The organism is Bradyrhizobium australafricanum (assembly GCF_020329495.1).
Taxonomy (GTDB): Bacteria; Pseudomonadota; Alphaproteobacteria; order Rhizobiales; family Xanthobacteraceae; genus Bradyrhizobium; species Bradyrhizobium australafricanum.
In genome coordinates this window covers 46,579-67,285 of sequence record NZ_JAGKJL010000029.1, presented here as the reverse complement: position 1 = coordinate 67,285, position 20,707 = coordinate 46,579, and the positions used below count along the sequence as shown (strand labels likewise).

At 64.5% G+C, this 20,707-nt stretch carries 22 protein-coding genes; 5 read left to right on the top strand and 17 right to left on the bottom strand.

Annotated elements, in window-relative coordinates:
• Positions 1-54 precede the first annotated feature (54 nt).
• The 4 genes from J6525_RS24740 to J6525_RS24725 all read right to left on the bottom strand — a co-directional run bounded on the left by J6525_RS24740 (position 55) and on the right by J6525_RS24725 (position 5,850).
• Positions 55-3,201 (bottom strand): efflux RND transporter permease subunit, encoded by a 3,147-nt coding sequence (locus J6525_RS24740; protein WP_225646657.1) that lies wholly within the window; start codon positions 3,199-3,201, stop codon positions 55-57.
• Complete coding sequence (locus J6525_RS24735; protein ID WP_376708557.1) at positions 3,198-4,433, bottom strand: efflux RND transporter periplasmic adaptor subunit; 1,236 nt, start codon at positions 4,431-4,433, stop codon at positions 3,198-3,200. The genes J6525_RS24740 and J6525_RS24735 overlap by 4 nt, the downstream gene beginning before the upstream one ends.
• A gap of 312 nt (positions 4,434-4,745) precedes the next feature.
• Positions 4,746-4,913 carry a hypothetical protein gene (locus tag J6525_RS24730; RefSeq protein ID WP_225646656.1) on the bottom strand — a complete coding sequence of 56 codons (168 nt, stop codon included), beginning with the start codon at positions 4,911-4,913 and terminating at the stop codon, positions 4,746-4,748.
• A 46-nt stretch (positions 4,914-4,959) separates the two neighbouring features.
• Positions 4,960-5,850, bottom strand: coding sequence for a hypothetical protein (locus J6525_RS24725; RefSeq protein ID WP_225646655.1), 891 nt, complete (start codon positions 5,848-5,850; stop codon positions 4,960-4,962).
• Between the two features lie 702 nt (positions 5,851-6,552).
• On the opposite strand from J6525_RS24725, the gene J6525_RS24720 reads away from it, so the two are divergent.
• The 3 genes from J6525_RS24720 (at position 6,553) to J6525_RS24710 (ending at position 8,650) form a co-directional block, all read left to right on the top strand.
• The gene (locus J6525_RS24720; protein WP_225646654.1) at positions 6,553-7,665 is read left to right on the top strand and encodes a helix-turn-helix transcriptional regulator; all 1,113 of its coding nucleotides are present in this window, start codon (positions 6,553-6,555) and stop codon (positions 7,663-7,665) included.
• A gap of 154 nt (positions 7,666-7,819) precedes the next feature.
• On the top strand, positions 7,820-8,125 hold the full coding sequence (locus tag J6525_RS24715) for a hypothetical protein (RefSeq protein WP_225646653.1): 306 nt from the start codon (positions 7,820-7,822) through the stop codon (positions 8,123-8,125).
• 3 nt (positions 8,126-8,128) lie between these two features.
• Positions 8,129-8,650: a DUF1697 domain-containing protein gene (locus J6525_RS24710; RefSeq protein ID WP_225646652.1), complete on the top strand. Its 522-nt coding sequence runs from the start codon at positions 8,129-8,131 to the stop codon at positions 8,648-8,650.
• Positions 8,651-8,812: 162 nt separating this feature from the next.
• On the opposite strand, the gene J6525_RS24705 is transcribed toward J6525_RS24710, so the two are convergent.
• The 13 genes from J6525_RS24705 to J6525_RS24645 form a co-directional block, all read right to left on the bottom strand.
• Positions 8,813-10,036, bottom strand: a complete 1,224-nt coding sequence (locus J6525_RS24705) for a threonine ammonia-lyase (RefSeq protein ID WP_225646651.1) — start codon at positions 10,034-10,036, stop codon at positions 8,813-8,815.
• 318 nt (positions 10,037-10,354) lie between these two features.
• Positions 10,355-10,510 carry a response regulator gene (locus tag J6525_RS24700; RefSeq protein ID WP_225646650.1) on the bottom strand — a complete coding sequence of 52 codons (156 nt, stop codon included), beginning with the start codon at positions 10,508-10,510 and terminating at the stop codon, positions 10,355-10,357.
• 54 nt (positions 10,511-10,564) lie between these two features.
• Positions 10,565-10,888, bottom strand: a complete 324-nt coding sequence (locus tag J6525_RS24695) for an aminoacyl-tRNA deacylase (RefSeq protein ID WP_225646649.1) — start codon at positions 10,886-10,888, stop codon at positions 10,565-10,567.
• A gap of 211 nt (positions 10,889-11,099) precedes the next feature.
• On the bottom strand, positions 11,100-12,626 hold the full coding sequence (gene bchE / locus J6525_RS24690; protein WP_225646648.1) for a magnesium-protoporphyrin IX monomethyl ester anaerobic oxidative cyclase: 1,527 nt from the start codon (positions 12,624-12,626) through the stop codon (positions 11,100-11,102).
• A 113-nt stretch (positions 12,627-12,739) separates the two neighbouring features.
• Positions 12,740-13,480 carry a di-trans,poly-cis-decaprenylcistransferase gene (locus J6525_RS24685; RefSeq protein ID WP_018269238.1) on the bottom strand — a complete coding sequence of 247 codons (741 nt, stop codon included), beginning with the start codon at positions 13,478-13,480 and terminating at the stop codon, positions 12,740-12,742.
• A 29-nt stretch (positions 13,481-13,509) separates the two neighbouring features.
• Positions 13,510-13,932, bottom strand: coding sequence for a transcriptional regulator (locus tag J6525_RS24680; RefSeq protein ID WP_225646647.1), 423 nt, complete (start codon positions 13,930-13,932; stop codon positions 13,510-13,512).
• Positions 13,919-14,536 carry a hypothetical protein gene (locus J6525_RS24675; protein ID WP_016843613.1) on the bottom strand — a complete coding sequence of 206 codons (618 nt, stop codon included), beginning with the start codon at positions 14,534-14,536 and terminating at the stop codon, positions 13,919-13,921. The genes J6525_RS24680 and J6525_RS24675 overlap by 14 nt, the downstream gene beginning before the upstream one ends.
• 128 nt (positions 14,537-14,664) lie before the next feature.
• Complete coding sequence (locus tag J6525_RS24670) at positions 14,665-15,021, bottom strand: DUF1428 domain-containing protein (RefSeq protein ID WP_028335567.1); 357 nt, start codon at positions 15,019-15,021, stop codon at positions 14,665-14,667.
• A gap of 144 nt (positions 15,022-15,165) precedes the next feature.
• Positions 15,166-15,903: a DUF899 domain-containing protein gene (locus J6525_RS24665; RefSeq protein ID WP_225646646.1), complete on the bottom strand. Its 738-nt coding sequence runs from the start codon at positions 15,901-15,903 to the stop codon at positions 15,166-15,168.
• Between the two features lie 18 nt (positions 15,904-15,921).
• Complete coding sequence (locus tag J6525_RS24660) at positions 15,922-16,314, bottom strand: SRPBCC family protein (protein ID WP_225646682.1); 393 nt, start codon at positions 16,312-16,314, stop codon at positions 15,922-15,924.
• Positions 16,269-16,724, bottom strand: coding sequence for an ArsR/SmtB family transcription factor (locus J6525_RS24655; protein ID WP_225646645.1), 456 nt, complete (start codon positions 16,722-16,724; stop codon positions 16,269-16,271). Before J6525_RS24655 ends, J6525_RS24660 begins: the two co-directional genes overlap by 46 nt.
• A 129-nt stretch (positions 16,725-16,853) precedes the next feature.
• A complete protein-coding gene (locus J6525_RS24650; RefSeq protein WP_225646644.1) occupies positions 16,854-17,135 on the bottom strand; it encodes a DUF3551 domain-containing protein in 282 nt (93 codons plus the stop codon).
• 171 nt (positions 17,136-17,306) lie between these two features.
• Complete coding sequence (locus J6525_RS24645; protein ID WP_092080933.1) at positions 17,307-18,278, bottom strand: Bug family tripartite tricarboxylate transporter substrate binding protein; 972 nt, start codon at positions 18,276-18,278, stop codon at positions 17,307-17,309.
• A 204-nt stretch (positions 18,279-18,482) separates the two neighbouring features.
• On the opposite strand from J6525_RS24645, the gene J6525_RS24640 reads away from it, so the two are divergent.
• Positions 18,483-18,902: a VOC family protein gene (locus J6525_RS24640; protein WP_057015344.1), complete on the top strand. Its 420-nt coding sequence runs from the start codon at positions 18,483-18,485 to the stop codon at positions 18,900-18,902.
• A gap of 208 nt (positions 18,903-19,110) precedes the next feature.
• Complete coding sequence (locus tag J6525_RS24635) at positions 19,111-20,691, top strand: AMP-binding protein (protein ID WP_225646643.1); 1,581 nt, start codon at positions 19,111-19,113, stop codon at positions 20,689-20,691.
• Positions 20,692-20,707 lie beyond the last annotated feature (16 nt).

Sequence of the window (20,707 nt, the reverse complement as noted above, 5' to 3'; positions counted from 1 at the left end):
CAGCATAGACCCGCCCCACGCGCCTCCCTAATGCGCGAAGGGATTAGGCAGGATCTAATGCGAGGCAGGCTGTTCCGCCTTGGTCCGTCTGCCGAAGCGGTTCTTTACACCCTCGCGCCAGCCCTGGAAGGTGACGAACAGCATCGGCACCAGGAAGATGCCGACCGAGCTTGCGGCGAGCATACCGCCGAACACCGCGGTGCCGACCGCACGGCGGCTGATTTCCGCGGCACCGGTCGCGACCACCAGCGGCACCAGGCCGAGGATGAAGGCAATTGATGTCATCATGACGGCGCGGAAGCGCATTTGCGCGCCCATCGTCGCGGCCTCCGCGATCGGCTTGCCGGCCTCGCGCTGCTCCTTGGCGAACTCGACGATCAGGATGCCGTTCTTGGCGGCGAGCGCGATCAGCACCACGAGGCCGATCTGACCGTAGAGATCGAGGTTGAGGCCCGCGAGCTTGATCGCAAGATAGGAACCGAACACGCCGACCGTGACCGATAGCAGCACGGGAATCGGGATCGTCCAGCTCTCATACAGCGCGACCAGGAACAGATAGGCAAACAGCACCGCGAGGCCGAGAATGATGCCGGTCTGGCCGGAGGCCGCCTGCTCCTGATAGGCCGTGCCGGTCCACTCGTAGGAATAGCCGGAAGGCAGCGTCGACTTGGAGAGCTCGGCCATCGTCGCGATCGCGGTGCCCGAGGACACGCCCGCCGCCGGGCTGCCGTTCACGGTGACCGAACGATAATTGTTGTAGCGCGTGATCACCTGCGGTCCGGTCACGATGCGCAGGCTTGCGATCGAGCGGATCGGCACCATCTCGCCGCCGCTGTTGCGCACATAGATCTGCCAGATATCGGGAATGTCGCGGCGATCGGCGGCATCGCCCTGCACATTGACCTGCCAGGTGCGGCCGAACAGGTTGAAGTTGTTGACGTAGATGCCGCCGAGCGTGGCCTGCAGCGCGGTGAAGACGTCGGCCATGTTGAGGCCGAGCGCCTGCGCCTTGGCGCGATCGATATCGAGATAGACCGACGGGTTGGTCGCGGTGAAGGTCGAGAACACGCGGGCCAGATTCGGATTGCGGTTGGCAGCACCGATCAGCCCGCCCATCACGCTGCTGAGCGAGGCCGGATCCTGCCCTTCGAGCGCCTCGAGCTGATATTCGAATCCGCCGGAGGTCGAAAGCCCGATGATCGGCGGCAGGTTGAACGGCAGCACCGAAGCCTGGCGAATCTGCGATCCCCCGACGAAGGTCTGCCCGATCGCCGCCTGCACCGAGTCGGTGACGGCCTTGCGGTCGGCGAACGCCTTCATGCGCGCCACCATGAATGCCGAATTCGGCTCGCTGGCACCGTCGAGCAGCGAGAAGCCGATGATCGACAGCACATGGTCGATCGCCGGATTCTTCTTCAAGAGCGCCTCGACCTGCTTGGTGACCTCGCTGGTGCGTGCCACCGACGCGCCGTCGGGCAATTGCACCGCGATGAAGAAGGCGCCCTGGTCTTCTTCGGGCAGGAAGCCCGTCGGCGTGATCTTCGACACGCCGAACACCGCGCCGGCAAACACCAGCACCGCAACCAGCGACAGCACCGCCACACGAACCAGCCGTTGCACCACGCCGGCGTAGCGGTCGCGTACCCAGTCGATGCTGCCGAGCACCCGTCCCATGATGCCGCGGCGCGGCCCGCCATGACGCAGGAACACAGCGCACAGTGCGGGCGACAAGGTCAGCGCATTCAGCGCCGAGATCACCATCGCGGCGCTGATCGTCACCGCGAACTGGCGGAACAGCGTGCCGGAAATGCCCGGGATGAACGCGATCGGCACGAACACCGAGAGCAGCACCAGCGAGATCGCGATGATCGGCGCCGTGATCTGCGCCATCGCCTTCTTGGTGGCGTCGGCCGGCGACAGCTCCGGCTCCTCCTCCATGACGCGCTCGACGTTCTCGACCACGACGATGGCGTCGTCGACCACGATGCCGATCGCCAGCACCATCGCCAGCAGCGAGACCGTATTGGCGGAATAGCCGAGCGCCAGCAGCACCGCGAAGGCGCCGATCAGGCTGACCGGAACCGCGACCGCGGGGATCACCGTGGCGCGCAGATTGCCGAGGAACAGGAACACCACGATCACGACGAGCACGAAGGCTTCGCCGAGCGTCTTCATCACCTCCTTGATCGTATCGGACACGAAGGTGGTGGAGTCGTACTGCACGAGATATGTCAACCCCGGCGGAAACCGCTCCGACAGCCGCGCAAGCGTGGCCTGCACCGCCTTGGCCGTGGTCACCGCATTGGCGCCGGGCGCGAGATAGATGCCCATCGGCACGCCGGGATTGCCGTCGATCCGCGACTCCGAATCCATGTTCTGCGCGCCGATCTCGACGCGAGCAACGTCCCTGATCCGCAGCACCGATCCATCCGGATTGGCCCGCAGCACGATGTCGCCGAACTGCTTGGATGTCGTCAGGCGGCCCTGCGTCTGCACGTTGAACTGGAACTGCTGGTCGTTGCTGATCGGACGCGCGCCGATGCGGCCGACCGGCGCTTGCACGCTTTGCGCCCTGATCGCGGCGATCACGTCCGACGGCGCCAGGTTGAGGCTGGTCAGGCGCTGGGTGTCGAACCAGATCCGCATCGAATAGTTCAGCTTCGCGAACAGCGAGGCCTGTCCGACACCAGGCGTGCGCGAGATCGCGTCCAGCACGTTGATGATGGCGTAGTTGGTGATGAACAGCGGATCCTGATCGCCGCTCTTGCTGTACAGCACGATGAATTGCAGCACCGCCGAGGATTTCTTCTGCACGGTCAGGCCCTGCGCCTGCACCTCGGTCGGCAATTGCGCGAGCGCGCTTTGCACGCGGTTGTTGACGTTGACGGTGTTGATATCGGGATCGGTGCCGAGCGCGAAGGAGACCGTCAGCGTGTAGCTGCCGTCATTGCCGCTGGTCGACTTCATGTAGAGCATCTTGTCGACACCCACGACCTGCGCTTCCAGCGGCTGGGCGACGCTCGATTCCACCACTTCGGCCGATGCGCCGGGGAACACGGCGGAGACCGTGACCTGCGGCGGCACGATGTCCGGGAACTGCGCGACCGGAATCTGCATCAGCGCCAGCGCGCCCGCGATCGTGATCACGAACGCGATGACGATCGCAAGCCGCGGACGATCGACGAAGACGGCAGAAATCATGGGTTATTGCCCGTCGATTTCGGCGTGTTGCTCGCGCCGCTGTCCGCCGAAACCTTCATGCTCGACTGGATCAGCGCGCTGACGGGCCCCGGCGCCACCACCTCGCCCGGCTTGACCTTCTGCAACCCCTCGACGACGACCTTGTCGCCGAGCGAGATGCCGCTCGTCACCGCCGCAATCGTTGCGGTCGATTGCCCAAGCCGGATCCGCCTTTGCTCGGCCTTGTTGTCCGCGCCGACGACATAGACATATTCGCCCTGCTGGTCCGACAGCACCGCCGAACGCGGGATCGCGAGCACCTCGACCGGCTGCACGCCTTCGAGGAGAACGGTCACGAACTCATTGTCGGTGAGTTCGCGGAGCGAGCCGCCGGCCGCGACGGAAGTATATGTCGGCGGATTGGGGATGGTGCCGCGTAGGGAGATGGTATCGGTGTTCTGCGCGATCGTGTTGTTGACGAAATTCAGCTCGCCGGTCTTGTCGAAGAGCCGGCCGTCCGGCAACCGCAGGCGGATGACGACGGCCTTGAAGCCGCCGCGCGTCGCATAACGGTCGCGCAGATCGAGCGCCTCGCGCACCGGCACGGGAAACGTGACATACATCGGGTCCTGGCTGACAATGGTCGTCAGGGTTCCCGAGCTCGGCGTCACGACGTTGCCCTCGGTGACCGCGGTGCGTCCGATCCTGCCGTCGATCGGCGAGTGGATCATGGTGTAGTCGAGATTGATCTGGGACAGGTCGACCTGCGCCTGCGCGGCCTGCACCTGCGCCTCGAGGCTCTGCTGGTTGGCGACCGCCGCATCAACATTGGATTGCTGGCCAGCCGGGCCGCCCATCAGGGCCTTGGCGCGATCGGTGGTCAGCTTGGCGTTGACCAGCGTCGCCTGCAACTGGGCGACCTGTGCCTTCTTCGATGCGAGATCGGCCTCGAACGGTCCGCGCTCGAGTTGATACAAGAGATCACCGGCCTTGACCTCGGAGCCTTCGACAAAGTTCCGCTTGTCCAGGAACGCGGTCACACGCGCCACCACGTTGACGCGGTTGGGGGCTTCGATGCGTCCGAGAAATTCATTGGTTTCGGTGATCGGCCGCTTCACCGCCTCGAACACGCCCACGGCAGGAGGCCCGGGCGGCCCCGCCTGGGCATGGGCCGCCGATACTCCCGCCGCCATTAGTCCCGCCGATACGAGAAACCCTGCCAAGCCACCGAGCATGCGTTCCGTACCACTCATGCAGTCCAACCCTTCGGCTACCAACAGACGCTACGAGACGGATATGACGTCGAGTTCCCTCAGACCCGAAGGTCAGGATGGGCAGGTGCGTTGCAGCAGATCATAACGCGGCCAATCCGACAATCCTGCAACTCGACCGCGATCGTTGCGCCGATCCCGACGACAGCCAGCTTTCAAGAGCGCTGCAATGCCACCATGACACAGCCATTGCGGCCGCGCGGACCGGCTCAGTGCATGCCGCCGGCGCCGAAAGCTCCCGTCAATGTGATCCACGCGAACGTACCCTCGGTACGGTCGAGGTCAGGCTGCCGCTCACAGCGCGATGGCGTTCTTCAAGCGAGCGGTGTCTTGATAGGCTGGCGACGCTAGACGTTCGGATAGCCACGGCCGCGCGAGCTTGCCGCTGACCTCGTGCACACCGTCGAAGATGTCCATGTCGATCAAATGCGGATGGCCTGACGATGCGTAGATCGACTGCATTTGAGAAAACTTTTCGTCCCGCCCAAGTTCCAGCGCGTTTGCACCGTCACGGCTCCCGATCTCGACGAACAGCGGACACGGGCAGAGCAAGTACGCCAGCTCCGCGCCGGCGTATTTGGCGCGGCCGTTGCTGAAATGGATGTAGGCCGCAAGTTCGACGCCGAGATTCCTGGTGATCACGGATGACATCAGAAACCTCTTCTCGTCGCGCATATATCCGGACACGACAGTCGGCCGCATCCGCCCCGTCGCGGCTTCCAGATGCAGCGCGAGAAAAGGCGCCCCAGGACACCCCGTAGACGCCGACGTTCAAACCCGACGCGCCGGTGAGCTTCCTGCAAACGATTTCGCCGGCGTCGAGCGATGCGCATGACACGTTGTGGGCGGAGATGCCGTGAGATGCCAGCATCGCGGCGATGTTGTTCTGGCTCTCCTGATTTCCGATCTGGATGATGTAAGGACACCAGACGACATAGCCGTCCCGACATAGCCGTTTGCCGAGCGCGTTCATGTAGTCCTTGTCGGCATCGTCGAAGCAGCGCTCCGGCGTGCTCGCCATGCCGTGGCCGAGCAGGATCAATCCCTTGAATTCTCCGTCGGGAATTCCAAGACATCCGCGCACCGGCACGCCGCATTCCAGATCGAACTCGACCTTCACGACCGAGAAGCCATCCGCGGGCGCGCGCCAGAGAACCCGGATCTCGTCACGCGACGGCCGATAAAGCCGCCGCGCGCGGAAGAGAGATCGCATCTCTCCGCGAATCTCCGAACCGGTTGCGACCGCATGCAGCCTGCCGCTTGCCGCGATATCGAACAACGACCGGCAGAACTGATCGTAGCCAAGGGTCGGCAAGTCGACATTCGCGCATGATCCCTGGCAATGGCCCAGCGCCAGCCTGTCGTTGCCGGTCCGCGACGAGGGGCCGACCAGCGTCATCAACAATCCGGAAAGAGCCCTGCGACTGATCATCGACTCTCCCCGAGCCGACGATGGCTCGCATGAATGTCAGAGGTGGCCGCTCACAACGCGATGAGACCCGGTTTGAATCGTCATCGCGCTTAAGGCCGCCCCTTAGGCATGATCCTTTTCGGAAAACCGCTTCGCACTTTTCCGGATCATGCCCTAGCTGGCGCCACGGGTTGCGCGGATACAAATTAAAGGATGTTCATGCTCGAACGATCGCGTGCAGCGTTGCAAATGTGTGACGCCGGCGGGGCTGGCGCAGCGCCAGTCACGCCAATCGGGTTTCGAGATGCTTCCGAATATTTCCACCTGTCACGCAGCTTCGATTTTGCCACACGCGGCGATGATCGTCGGGCCCTGATTATCGGGTCTTCATCAAGTCTCTATCGAGTCTCTATCAAGTCTTGAGCCTGCCCCCGCCGACCTGGCATCGGCCTTGGTATTCGTCGTCCGGGCGCCGGCGGCCGCGCGCCGGGTCGCGGCCGAGCGAGCGAGGCCCACGTGCCCGCGCGAAAATCGCGAAGAAGAGCGGCGAAAACGTCGTAATTTCCCCCTGATGCGCGTGAACGCGCACCGGAATAACCCGGACTCGTGGCTCGGGCTGAATTGCTTTACGCAATATTTCCGGGGTCGCCGGGTTTATCTATTGGGCAACAACGGTTTTTGGGATGACCGATGGCGAACGACCTGCACGAGCATCTGATTGAACTGGCCTATGAGGCCGCGGTCGTCCCCGAATTGTGGCCGAATGTCCTGCATCAGGTCGGTGCGATCGCGCGTGCGCGCGGTATCGTGCTGCTGACGGCGGCCCCGCACGACGTCCGCTGGGTCGCATCCCCCGACATGCACGACGACACGGTGGCCTATGTCGAAGGCGGCTGGCACGAGCGCAACGGGCGATTGCCGCGCCTGCTCGCGGCCAACCATGCCGGCTTCCTGCGCGACATCGACGTGTTCGATACGCCCGAGGAGGTGCAGCAGGACTTCCAGATCCGCGAATTCTTCCGCCCGCGCGGGCTCGGATGGGGCGCCGGTACTGCGATCCCGGTGCCGAGCGGCGACGTGCTGATCTACAGCGTCGAGCGCGAATACCAGCACGGACCGATCGAGCGGGAAGCAATCGAGCAGCTCGACGCGCTGCGGCCGCATCTGGCGCGTGCCGCGCTGCTGTCGGCACGGCTCGGGATGGAGCGCGCCAGGGCGGCAGCCGAATCGCTGGCGATGCTCGGCCTGCCCGCGGCAGTGCTGCGGCGCGGCGGCCGCCTGATGGCAGCCAACACGCTGTTCGACCGCCTGGTGCCCGACGTGATGCAGGATCGCGGCGAGCGCCTGACGCTGGCGGCGACCACTGCCGATGCGCTGTTCGCACAGGCGCTAGCCGCGCTTGATCAGGGACTGATCAGCGTGGAGGTGCGCTCGGTGCCGATCGCGGCGCAGGAGGATCGGCCGCCGCTGATCGTGCATCTGGTCCCGATCCATGGCGCGGCGCGTGATCTGTTCGACCGCGCGGCGGCGATCGTGATCGTGACGCCGGTGGTGCCGGCCGAGGTGCCGACCGCGGAAGTGCTGCAGGGCCTGTTCGACCTGACGCCGGCGGAGGCGCGCGTTGCGCGCGGCATTGGCGAGGGACGCACCGTCGAGGCAATCGCCGGCGCATTCGGCATCTCCCGCGAAACGGTGCGCAACCAGCTCAAGGCGGTGCTGGCCAAGACCGGACTAGGCCGGCAGGTGGAGCTGGCCAGACTGCTCGCCGGCCCGAAGGTGCCGCCGGGGTCGTCAGGAGACTAGCGCACGCCGCGCAAGCCTCGGTGCAGGGGTCGATGCGATCCTCCGGGAATTCGCAAAACGATCGCATGTTCAAACGGCACCGGTTACGCTAGGGGTAGCTCCCCTCCCTCCGTGCGCCCGCCCCGGCGCATGTCCAGTCAATGAGTGCATCTGAATGGCCGAAGCCGACCTCGACGCCGTCATCCGGCAAACCGCAAAAGCGCAGACCAAGGCCGTGATGGCGGCTGCCAAGAAGCGCCAGGCCGTCTGGGTCACGCGCGCGGCCAAGGCCAAGGACAAGGAGACCAAGGCGCGCTTCCGCTTCCTGGCCAAGAGCACGATGCTGAACGCAACCGCGACCGCCAAGCGGTTGCAGAATTCGGCCGAGAACGCCGCCGACGCCTATGCCCGCGCCATGAAGAAGGCGATGGAAGAGTCGCCGCCGGCCAAGAAGCCGGCGAAGAAGAAAACCGACGGCTAGTCGATGCCGCGTTACGTCGCCCTGCTGCGCGCGGTCAATGTCGGCGGCACCGGCAAGCTGCCGATGACCGAGTTGAAGGCGATGTGCATCGACGAGGGATTTGCCGACGCGCAGACCTATATCGCCAGCGGCAATGTCGTGTTCTCCTCGAAGCTCGACGCGGCCAAGGTCAAGGCTGCGCTGGAGCGACGGCTGCAGGCCTATACCGGCAAGCCGGTCGGCGTCGTCGTCCGCAGCGCGGACGAGATCGCCGCGGTGCTGAGGGCAAATCCGTTTCCGAAAGCGCCGCCGAACTATACTGTCGCGATCTTCTTCGACGAGCCGCCGCCGAAGGACGCCTTGAAGGACATCAAGGGCCAGCAGAACGAAGAGGTGCGGCTCGGCAAGCGCGAGATCTATGTCGCCTATGGCAGCGGCATGGGCCGCTCGAAGCTGAAGATCCCCGCCGCCGCCAAGGGCACCGCACGCAACATCAACACCATCGCGAAGCTCGCCGAGCTGGCGGCGGGGGACAACGAGGGTTAGTTCGCCCATTGAAATCCGTCATCCTGAGGAGCGCGCACTTGTGCGCGTCTCGAAGGGTGCACGGCCCGGCTGGTGGCCGACTCATCCTTCGAGACGGCCGCGTTGCGGCCTCGTCAGGATGACGGTTAGGTACTTCAGTTCGTGGCAGATAGCGCAAAGTCGCTAAGTTTCCCGCACCGCGAATCCTTCGGCGCTGAGCCTTGCCAGCACGTCCTCCAGATGGGCGCGGTCGCGGGTTTCGATCACGAGCTCGAGCAGCGTCGCCTTCGCCGGAAGATCGGAGAAGGTGCGCTGATGCGAGACCTCGATGATATTGGCGCCGGCATCGGCAAGCAGGATCGACACCGCCGCGAGCTGTCCGGGCCGGTCGACGATGTCGAGCGCCAGTTGCGTCAGCCGTCCCTCGCGCGCGAGCTCGCGGGTCAGGACCGAGGCGATCAGCCTGGTGTCGATATTGCCGCCGGTCAGCACCAGGCCGACTGAGCTGCCCGCAAAGCGCTCGGGAGCTGCGAGCACCGCCGCGAGGCCGGCGGCGCCGGCGCCTTCGACCACCGTCTTTTCGATCGAGATCAGGGTCGCGACCGCGCGCTCGATCTGGTCCTCGCTGACCAGGATGATGTCGTCAACGAGCTCGCGCACGATTTTCGTGGTGATCTGCCCGGGCGCCTTGACCGCAATGCCCTCGGCAAGCGTGTCGCCGCGCATCGGCAGTTGCTCGCCTTTGACCGCATTGTACATTGACGGATAGAGCTGGGCCTGCACGCCGACGACCTGGATCGACGGCTTCAGCGCCTTTGCGGCCGTGGCGATGCCCGAGATCAGCCCGCCGCCGCCGATCGGCACCACCAGTATATCGAGCTCCGGCACAGCCGCGAGCATTTCAAGTCCGATCGTGCCTTGTCCTGCAATGATCAGCGGATCGTCATAGGGGTGGATCAGGATCAAGCCCTTCTGCGCGGCATGCGAGCCGACGAACGCGAAGCATTCTTCCAGCGTCTGCCCGGTGATGATCACCTCGGCGCCGTGCCGCCTGGTGTTCTCGATCTTCACCATCGGCGTCCCGATCGGCATCACGATGGTAGCGGGGATGCCGAGCCGCTTGGCGTGATAGGCCACGCCCTGGGCGTGATTGCCGGCAGACATCGCGATCACGCCGCGCTTGCGCTCCTCGGGCGACAGCGCCCGCAGGCGATTCAGCGCGCCGCGCTCCTTGAACGTCGCGGTGAACTGCAGGTTCTCGAATTTGAGGAACAGGCGGCAGCCGCAGATCTCGCCAAGCGTGCGGCTCTCGTTGCAGGCCGTGACCATGACCGCATCCCGGATCACATCCGCGGCACGGCGTATGTCGGCAAGGGTGATGGCGGCGGTGTCGGAAGGCTGCGGCATCGGGTTTCGCTTTGGTCCGTTTCGTCGGACGGAACCTAGCGGGTTTCGGCGCCGAAAACGACCGCGCTTTAGCGTGCGGTCAACACCCGTTCCTCCGGCCTGGCGGGCCCGGCCGGCTGAACTTCATCGCATTTCGGGCATACCAGCGCGGTGCGGAAATGCTTGTCGAGCACAATGGTTCGCGTCCTGCCGCACTGGCAGCGCATCGGCTTATCCATGGAAGACCGGCCCGGGTTCGAGATGCAAGGAAAGGGTGCGCCCGGCTACCTCGGTCCGGTTAACCCAATATGACTTGCCGCCGGATAATTTGTCGCGCGGCTAGAAGAGACCAGCGCTGAGATCGAGGCCGTAGCCTGCCCTGAGCGCCGCGACGAACAGGACCGCGGAGGCAAGCAGCAGGACGTGCCGGGCGATGCTGCTCCGAAGCGAATTGGCCGGAAACGCGCGTGCGATCGATTGAGCCAAAGCAGTCATTTGCGACCTCCGGAGCCACGTCCCGAAGGTAGGTCGCGTGCAGCGCAGTGAGGTTCAATGCGGCTCGCGGATCGGCCGGCGGCGCGCCAATGTGCTCTGTTCGGGATCACTCGGTGCCCGCACCCGATTCTTGAAGCGGTGACCGACCACGATCAGCCTGCCCTCGGCGCGGATTACGGTATCGGCCGATGGCGCGGACGGCAGATTGTCTTGCGTGACCGCTTCCAGCGCACGCAGGAACTCGCGACCGGCCGATGTGATCTCCCAGCCTTCGACGTCACGGAGCACATAGCCATGGCTAAAGATGTCGAGTTCGGGGACCCGCGACGCCAGACGTTTGATCCGCGCATGCCAATCGTCGCCGCTCGATGAGAGCACGGCGAGATCGTGCTTGAGTGAATTGATTGTGGCTTTGCCGCGGACGTGACTGGCCAATATTTTTAAGATCGCAACCTGTATGCTCAACTCGACGCCTCGACCGCCACGGTTCTTTTTGTTCTGCGCAGCCGACCTGGAAATTATCGCGCTGATGACTGAGGCGTCCAGTCATCAGCGCCAGATATCCAGAACCCGACAAGACGGTATCGACTTACGCAGCGCGTGATGTGCCGACTCGGCGCTCGGGCCGGTGCGACGACATCGATTCCTCCTCCATATCTTGCGGCGCGCCCCAAAATTCCTGCACGGTGGGCCCGTTCTTCAACCTCTTGTCGCGCAGGAAGCCGAGGATTTCGTGCGGCCAGACCCGGCGGCCCATCTGCGTGTACCAGCGCATCGCGTGACGAAGCCCGGCGTCGCGGTGAAGCAGCACGCGCAGCAGCGCCTTCGGGCGGCATTGCAGCACCATCTCGGTGAACTTGAACCAGAGCAGCACGCGCCATGGCGGCATGTGCCGGGTCGCCAGCACCTGATGCTTGTAATCCCAGAGCCTGCGATCGGTCTGGATGATGCGCCGCTCCGCCGCGAGACGGAAATACGGCGTCCAGCGATGCGGCGTGACGTAGAGCATCTGGATCTGGTCGGGATCATAGGACAACAGCTGCCTGAGACCGCGCCAATGATCGCGATCGGTCTCCTCCTCGAAGCCGACCACCCAGGTCGCCATCGACAGGATGCCGCTCTGGCGCATCAAACGGATGGCTTCGCGATCGATCGTGGTGGTCGCGCCCTTGCGGATCAGCTCCAGCGTCTTCTCGTCGGTGTTCTCCATGCCGAGCAGGAAGCGCTGCCACCCCGCTTTCTTGTAGAGATGCAGGATATCGGCGTCGCGCACGATGTCGTCGGCGCGGGTCGAGCCGACCAGGATCAGATCGACATCCTCCGCGATTAAGGCTTCCAGAAAGGCCCGCCACGCCTTCTTCGAGACGGTCGGATTCTCGTCGGCGAAATTGATCACCTTGACGCCGTGCTCGCGATGGAGCCGCGCCAGCTCCTTTGCAAACCGCACGGGATCGCGATGCCGCCACCGCGTCCAGAAGCCGCGCTGGCCGCAGTAATTGCACAGGTGCGGACAGCCGCGCGAGAACTGCACGACGACGGCGCACAGGCCGCCCCAATAGCTATAGCGCGCGTGATCGATCAATTCCCAGCCGACGCGATAGGCATCGAGATCACGGATGACAGGCGCAGGCGGCGTCACGCGCGGCCCGTAATCGTCGCGGAATGCGATGCCGTTGATGATGCGGAGATCCTCGCCGGCCTCCAGCGCCCGCATCAGACGCCGCGCCGTCTCTTCGCCCTCGCCGCGCACGATCGCGGTGACGTAGCGCTCCTCGCGCAGGATGTCGCGCCAGTGATAGGTCGGAAACACGCCGCCATAGACGATCCGGACACCGGGCACGGCCTTGACGATCGCCTGTGCCACCTCGGCGATCACAGGATGGCCCGACGTCGAGCCGGAATGGCCGAACAGCACCGCATCCGGTGCAAATCTCGATGCCGCCGCCACGATGGCTTGGACCGGCATCGGCCCGAACTCGGCATCGATAAGACCAACGTCGTGGCCGTCATCGATCAGGGGGCCGCCGATCGACAACAGGCCGAGTGGCGGCAGATGGTCGTCGGGGATCCGGCTGCCGATCGCCAGATGCGGTACATTGATGAGAAGAATGCGCATGGATGATCGCTCCCGCTTTGGTTGGCGTGATCGTTCGTCCCCGCATCTTGTGAGAGAGAGCCCAACCCCCCGGCCGGGCTTTAGGAAGAGAGCAGTTGGCGCGGCTTGACGCGCTAGAGGTTCGGCACCTCCGCCGGCGCGATCGCGGTCAGTCCGCCGAAGCGGCGCTCGCGGCGATGGAAGGAGCCGAGTGCGTCGGCGAGATCGTCGGCATCGAATTCGGGCCACATCCGCTCGGTGAAATGCAGCTCGGCATAGGCACCCTCCCAGAGCAGGAAGTCCGACAGCCGCTTCTCGCCGGAGGTGCGGATGATCAGGTCGACGTCGCGCAGGCCGGCCTCGCCGGTGATGAGATCGGCGAACGTCTCGCGGCTGAGCTCGCCGGCGCCGGCCGCGCGCGCGGCGGCGTTCAGGATGGCGTCGCGCGCCGAATAGTCGATCGCGATGCGCAGATGCAGCGTGGTGCCGCCGGCGGTCTCGGCCTCGGCGCGCGTGATCGCGGCGGCGATGCCGTCGGGCAGCCGGTCGCGGCGGCCGATCACGGTGAGGCGAACGCCGTTGCGCACGAGCGCGGCGATCTCGTTGGCGAGGTAGAACCGCAGCAGCCCCATCAGTGCCGCGACCTCGGCCTTCGGACGGCGCCAATTGTCGCTCGAGAAGGCGTAGAGCGTCAGCGTGCCGACGCCCTGGTCCGGCGCGGCCTCGACGATGCGGCGGATCGCCTCGACGCCGGCCTCGTGTCCGCGCAGGCGCGACAGGCCGCGCCGCGTCGCCCAGCGGCCATTGCCGTCCATGATGATGCCGACATGGAGCCTGATGGCGGCTTCCGGCTTGAGCGCGACGTTACTTTGCATCACAAAGTCTCCGGACAAAATGGGATGGTTCAAACCGGCTGGATACCGAGACGGCCGGCTGCGCCGTCGTCCTTGCCGACGGTCTTCTCAGCCTTGCCGGCAGCCTTTTCTGCCGTGCCGGCAGCCTTGGCCGCGTCACGCACCAGCTGCTCGAGCACGGCGAGATAGTCGAGGAAACGGCGACGACCGCTCTTGGTCAGGCGGCAGGTGGTGTGCGGACGATTGCCTTCATAGCCCTTGATGACGTCGACGAGACCGGCCTCCTGCAGCACCTGCAGGTGCCGGCTGAGATTGCCGTCGGTCAGGCCGCAGAGCTGCTTGAGATCGGCAAAGGCGAGCCCCTTCGGATGCGCCATCAGCGAGGTCAACAGCCCGAGCCGCGCCTTCTCGTGGATGACGCGGTCGAGGCCATCATAGGCGAACGGCGCGGTGGTCAGGTCAGTCTTCGGCATCATGGCCTCCTGAAGCGAAATAGAGCAGCGCTGCGAGCAGCAACTGGCCGATCGCGAATGGCAGTCCCATGGTCCAGGGCGACAGCGCGTGGCTCTGGCTTGCAATCAGCAGCACCGTGAAGCCCGACAGGAAATACCAGGCGCCGCCGAGCGCGATCGTGCGCGGCAGCAGGCGGACCGAGGCGAACACGCCGAGGCTGACCAGCACCTGCCACAGGCCGGGCAGCATCCACAGCGTCTCGGGCGCGAACTTCCATTGCAGGACAGCGAGCAGCACGCCGGCGATAACAGCCGGGACGAACTGCTCGATCGCCTGCTGGACCATCGCGTCCGCAAGGCCGGAATGATGCCGCCGCGAGCGCGCCTGCATCTCGATCCAGATCAGCACGGCGGAGACCAACGCGGCCGCCGCCCAGCCTGCGAGGAACGCGATCGGATGAGCGGTGGGATCGGCGAGCCAGAGATATTGCGCAAGCGCCGTGACCAGCGCGATGCCGCTGGTGGCGGCGACGGTTGCCGGACCGTAGCCGCGGAACGCCGTTCCGGCCGCAATCTGGCTGCGGATGGCGAGGATATCGGCCAACGCCTTGTCGAGGTCACGCATGATTCGCCCGAACTTTGTATTGCAAAGTATACGGGATCACCAAGTAAACGCAAGCGGCATCGCGCGGCTTGCCGAGCGTGATGTTTAACAGCTGGTTACTGCGCGGATTGCGGCGAAACCGTGCCGCGTCAGACCTTCACCAGGCTGGCGAAGCCGCCATAGATCATCCGCTTGCCGTCGAACGGCACGTCACCCATGCTCATCGATGCCAGGCGCGGATCGGCCATCACCTTGGCGTTGATCCGGTCGCGCTGGGCGCGCGACTTGTAGGTAATCCAGGCGAACACGACGGTTTCGCCGGCCTTCAGTTTCACGCTCTGCGGAAACGAGGTCAGCTTGCCCGGCTTGACGTCGTCGGCGACCCATTCGCGATAATCCAACGCGCCATACTCGCGCCAGACCTTGCCGGCCTTCTTCGAGAGTTGCGCATAGGCTTTGAGTTTCTTCTTCGGCACGGCGACGATGAATCCATCGACGTAAGGCATTGGGCGGTTTCCTGCTGTTTGGGCTCCCTGTCATTGCGAGCGCCAGCGAAGCAATCCATCTCTCCAAACGCTGAAGATGGATTGCTTCGTCGCTTCCACGCAAAATTGCTCTGCAATTTTGTCGCGAGCCCCTCGCAATGGCGATCAGCTGTGACAGCAGGATGCCTGAACCGGCGCCGGTTGGTACTGGTCACGTAGCCGCACCCAATCCATCGGATAGGGCAATCCTTCCTCGTGGCGGCCGAGCGGCGTCAGGTCGAGATAGTGATAGGCGGCATTCATCATGTCGAGGCCGCGCGCGAAGGTCGAGTAGGTGTGGAACACGCTCCCTGTCTCATCGCGGAAGAACACGCTGATGCCGGGAAGTTCGGGACCATAGAGCGGCGTCGTTCCATAATTGTATTTCGCGTCCCCCGCATCGATCTGCCCTTGCGTGAACGACACGCCGTAATCGTAGTTGAAGTCGCTCTCTCCCGAGGAGACCCAATCGAAGGTCCAGCCCATCCGCGCCTTGAATGCGGCGAGCTTGACGAGCGGCGCCCGCGAGATCGCGATCATCGTGGTGTCGCGTGCGGCGAGATGCGGAACCATGCGCTCGAAACCGTCGGCCCAGAACGAGCAGTTCTTGCACGCCGCGTCCCACTCCGGCGCGAACATCACATGCTGCACCACGAGCTGCGGCCTGCCCCTGAAGAGATCGCCGAGCGTCATTTTGCCGCCCGGCCCGTCGAACACATAGTCCTTGTCGACCTTGACCCAGGGCAGTTCGCGGCGCTGCCGGCTGAGCGCTTCGCGAGCCTGGGTCAGTTCCTTCTCACCGGCCATCAATGCCTTGCGGGCTGCGATCCATTCTTCGCGCGAGACGATCATGTGCTGTTGCATGAGATACTCCTTTGCAGGTCAGGCGTCGACGAAGCTTTCCAGATTGCCGAGGAATGCGGTCCAGCCGCGCTGGTGGTTGTCGCGGGCGGTCTCATCGACGAACTGCGCGTGATGGAAGGTGAGCAACGTACCGCCGGCATCCGGCTTGATCGATATCGTCACCTCGGATTCGCGTTCGGGCGTCGAATGCCAGGCCCAGCTGAACACCAGCTTCTCGTTCGGCACCACCTCACGATAGACGCCGCCGACCTCGTGATATTCGCCGTTGGTGCCGATGAATCCGATGCGATAGCGTCCGCCCACGCGGACATCGAGCTCCGCACGCGTCGTGGCCGGCTTGACCCCACCCGGTCCGAACCACTGCGCTAGATTTTCCGGCTCGGTCCACGCGGCGTAGACTTTTTCCGGCAGCGCGCGGAGGCGCCGCGTGAGGGTGAGGCTTGGACGCGCGGCGAGGCCGACGTCGGCGGCGACTGCGGATTGGTTTGCCATGGTTCTTCCTCCACAAAGGCGGCAAGGCGGTCGAGGTTGTCGGACCAGAATTGCGCATAGCGATTGAGCCAGTTCATCGCCTGCTCCATCGGCCGTGCGGTGAGCCGGCACGCCACCGTGCGGCCGGTCTTTTCGCGCGCGACGAGACCCGCATCGGTGAGCACGTCGAGATGCTTCATGATCGCCGGCAGCGACATCGCGAATGGCTGCGCCAGCTCGCTCACCGACAGGCTTTCCTGGTCGCCGAGCCGCGCCAGCAGCGCGCGGCGGGTGGGATCGGAAAGCGCCGCAAAGGTGCGGTCCAGCGTCTCGTCCTGATACTTAACCATGTGGTTTAGTATAGGCGCAAACGGCGTGACGTCAAGTGCGCGGCTTCACGATCGCGTCAGCATGGACCCGGCGCGAGGGACGAACGTCAGGAACAGTGGCGACAGATGCCTTGCGGTGATGCCGCAACGCTAATCGGGATAAACAGTCCGGTGCCGACGCTGATAGCGGCCCGGTGGTGGCGGCGGCGGTTCGCTGAACAGGAAGCGCGGATTCTCGCCGCAATAGAGATAGCGGCCGGACACGCTCGCGAGGCATTGCTGGTAGGTTCGATAGGCGCATTCGCCGGGATAGCCCAGGCTCGGGCCCTGCGCGCACCATGGGTAGTCATAAGGATCGGCGGAAGCGGGCGTGATACTCGCCGCGCCTGCGAGCGTCATCGTTCCCAGAACAAGCATTGCCGATGCGCGCATGATCCGGCTCCTCGGACGCCGCAGTTAGCCAGGTGCGGCATCTTTGATAAGGTTCCTGAACGTCATTTTATTCCGGGTCAAGGCCGACGAATTCGGCTTCGGCCAGGGACCGGCTGTACCACGCGGGCCACGTTTGTCCCGCGCGATCCAGCATCGCGCCTCTTGCGAGGCCTACTCGACCTTGAGGCCGGCGAACTCGACCACCTTCTTCCACTTGTCGGTCTCGGCCTTGATGTCGTTGCCGAAGGCTTCCGGCGTCTGGATCAGCGGATCGCCGCCGAGTTCGACCAGACGCTTCTTCATGTCGGGTTCGGCGAGCACGGCGTTGATCTCGGTGTTGAGCTTGGCGACAACTTCCTTCGGCATGTTCTTCGGCGCGCCCATGCCAAACAGCGCGCTCGCCTCGTAGCCCTTCACGGTTTCGGCGACCGACGGAACATCGGGCAGTTGCGAGGATCGCTCTGTTGACGTCACAGCCAGCGCGCGCAGCGCGCCGGAGCGGATGTGCTGGATGATCGAGGGCATGTTGTCGAAGATCACCTGCACCTGGCCGCCGAGCATGTCGGTGATCGCGGGCGCGGCGCCGCGATACGGCACGTGCTGCATCTTGCAGCCGGTCATCGCCATGAACATCTCGCCGGAGAGATGCACCGAGGTGCCGTTGCCGGAAGAGGCCATGTTCACCTTGCCGGGATTGGCCTTCACATATTCGATGAACTCGGCGACGGTCTTGGCCGGCACGTCCTTGTTGACGGTCATCACGTTCGGCACGCGATTGAACGAAGCAACCGGCGCGACGTCGCGCACGAAGTTGAACTTCAGATTGGCGTAAAGCGAGGCATTGATGTAATTGGCCGGATTGACCAGCAGCACGGTGTAGCCGTCCGGCTCGGCGTTGATCGCCGCCTCGGTGCCGATATTGTTGCCGGCGCCCGGCTTGTTCTCGATCACGAATTGCTGCCCGAGCCTCTCCGACAGCCGCTGCCCGACCAGGCGCGCGATGATGTCGGTGGCGCCGCCCGGCGGATAACCCACGATCCAGCGCACCGGCCGCGCCGGATAGTCGGCAGCGGAAGCGCGGCCGATCGCGAATGTCGAAATCCCCGACCCGATCAGGCCCAGCGCGGTACGGCGTGAAATCATGAAGCTTCTCCCAATCCAGCAGGGTTTGGCGCCCTGCCCGTTTCTGTTGCGTTGCGTGCGGCGCGGTTTTAACAAACAATGCCTGAAGCGACCAGTGCGACACGTGCGCCGCCGACCGCGACGAAAGACTAAGCTTCGGCTCTGATCGCACCAGAACCGGCGACCACATCGCTCGAAAGTACTCTGGACCGAAGAGGATCGATCATGTCCGTCAAGGTAAATGGCCTCGACCATCTCGTGATCAACGTCACCGATGTCGTGCGCTCGGTTGCCTGGTACAGCAGGATCCTCGGCATGGAGGTGAAGGTGTTCGACCCCGGCAAGGGCAAGACACCGCGCACCTCGCTGGTGTTCGGCAACCAGAAGATCAATGTGCGGCCGCGCGATGCCGACAAGGTGGACTGGTTCACCGCCGATCACGAAGCGGCCGGCAGCGACGATCTCTGCTTCCTTACCTCGAGCACGCCCGAGGAAGTGGTCGCACATCTGAAGGCCAATGGCGTCAGGATCGAGGAAGGCCCGGTGGCCAAGCAAGGCGCGCGCGGCACGCTGCGCTCGGTCTATTGCCGCGACCCCGACGGCAGCCTGATCGAGATCTCGTCGTACGAGAAGAACGCGACCTAGCTTTCGTTCGTCCTTGCGAGCCGACGCGGCGTGCGAATGCGCGCCCGATGACGGATGCTGCGAATAAATCGATCTCTTCCGTGCGGCGGAACAGATTGCTTCAGCGCAAAACCGCTTTGCAAATCCCGATTTGCTCTCGGCGCACACCGATGGCAGAACTGCTCCCAACCAAGACCAATGGCGGCCGACAAGGCGCGCGGGAGGACATATGGCCAACTCGAATCCAGCACCAGGCGTCGTGGGACCGTTTGCGGGGCTCGACGTGCCATGGCTGCTGCGGATGCGCGCCGAGGTGCGCCGCGACCATCCATTCCTGATCTGGGCGCCGTTCGACACGGCGGCACGGCGCTGGAGCTACGGCGAATTCCATGAGCGGGTCGGCGCGCTGGCTGCGGGCCTTGCGAAGCGCGGCATCCGGCAGGGCGACTATGTCCTGATCCATCTCGACAATTGCGTCGAGGCGATCATGTCGTGGTTCGCCTGTGTCGAACTCGGCGCGATCGCGGTCACCACCAACACCCGCTCGGCCGCGGCCGAGATCGAATATTTTGCCGGCCATTGCGGCGCGGTCGCCGCGATCACCCAGCCGGCCTATGCCGAGCTGATATCAGCCAACTGCAAGGGCCTGCGCTGGATCGCGGTGACCTCGCACGACGCCGGGCAAGCGTCGGCACAACCACCCGCGCGCGGCGACAGCTTCGACGCGTTGCTTGCCGACAGCGCCGACCGGCCGCGTCGCCCGACCGATCCGCTCGCCCCCTGCAGCGTGCAATATACCTCCGGCACCACGTCGCGGCCGAAGGCGGTGCTGTGGACCCACGCCAACGCGCTGTGGGGCGCCAAGATCAACGCGGCGCATCAGGACCTGCACGCCTTTGACGTGCACCAGACCTATCTGCCGCTGTTTCACACCAACGCGCTGGCCTATTCGATGCTGGCGAGCCTGTGGGTCGGGGCGACCTGCGTGATCCAGCCGCGCTTCTCCGCGAGCCGCTTCTGGCCGGTGGCGCTCGAGCACGGTTCGACCTGGACCTCGACGATCCCGTTCTGCATGAAGGCGCTGCTGGAGCACGAGGTGCCGAAGAATCACAAATTCCGGCTCTGGGGCACTGCCGTGAACGAGCCGCCGGCATTCGCGATGTTCGGAATCAAGATCATCGGCTGGTGGGGCATGACCGAGACCATCACCCACGGCATCATCGGCGAGGTCGATCAGCCCAACACGCCGATGTCGATCGGCCGCGCCGCCCCCGAATACGAAATCCGCATCGTCAATGACGACGGCGCGCCGACCGGGGTCGGCGAGACCGGCAACCTCCTGATCAAGGGAATCCCCGGCCTGTCGCTGTTCGCCGAATATCTGCACAACGAAAAGGCCACGCGCGAGAGCTTCGACGAGCACGGCTACTTCATCACCGGCGACCGCGTCACGATGCTGGAGCGCGGCTACATCAAGTTCGGCGACCGCTCCAAGGACATGCTGAAGGTCGGCGGCGAGAATGTCGCGGCCTCCGAGATCGAACAGGTGATCGCGGTGGTGCCGGGCGTACGCGAAGCCGCCGTGGTGGCGAAGAAGCATCCGATGCTGGACGAGGTCCCGGTCGTCTTCATCATCCCGCAAGCCGGCGTCGCCGCGTTGCCCGTCGACCTCCACGACAACGTCATGGCCGCTTGTCGCGCGGGCCTCGCCGACTTCAAGGTGCCGCGCGAAATCCGCTTCGTCGAGGAGATGCCGCGCTCGACGCTGGAGAAGGTCGCGAAGGCGGAGCTGAGGAAGATGGTGGAGTAAGGTTTCCTCCGTCATT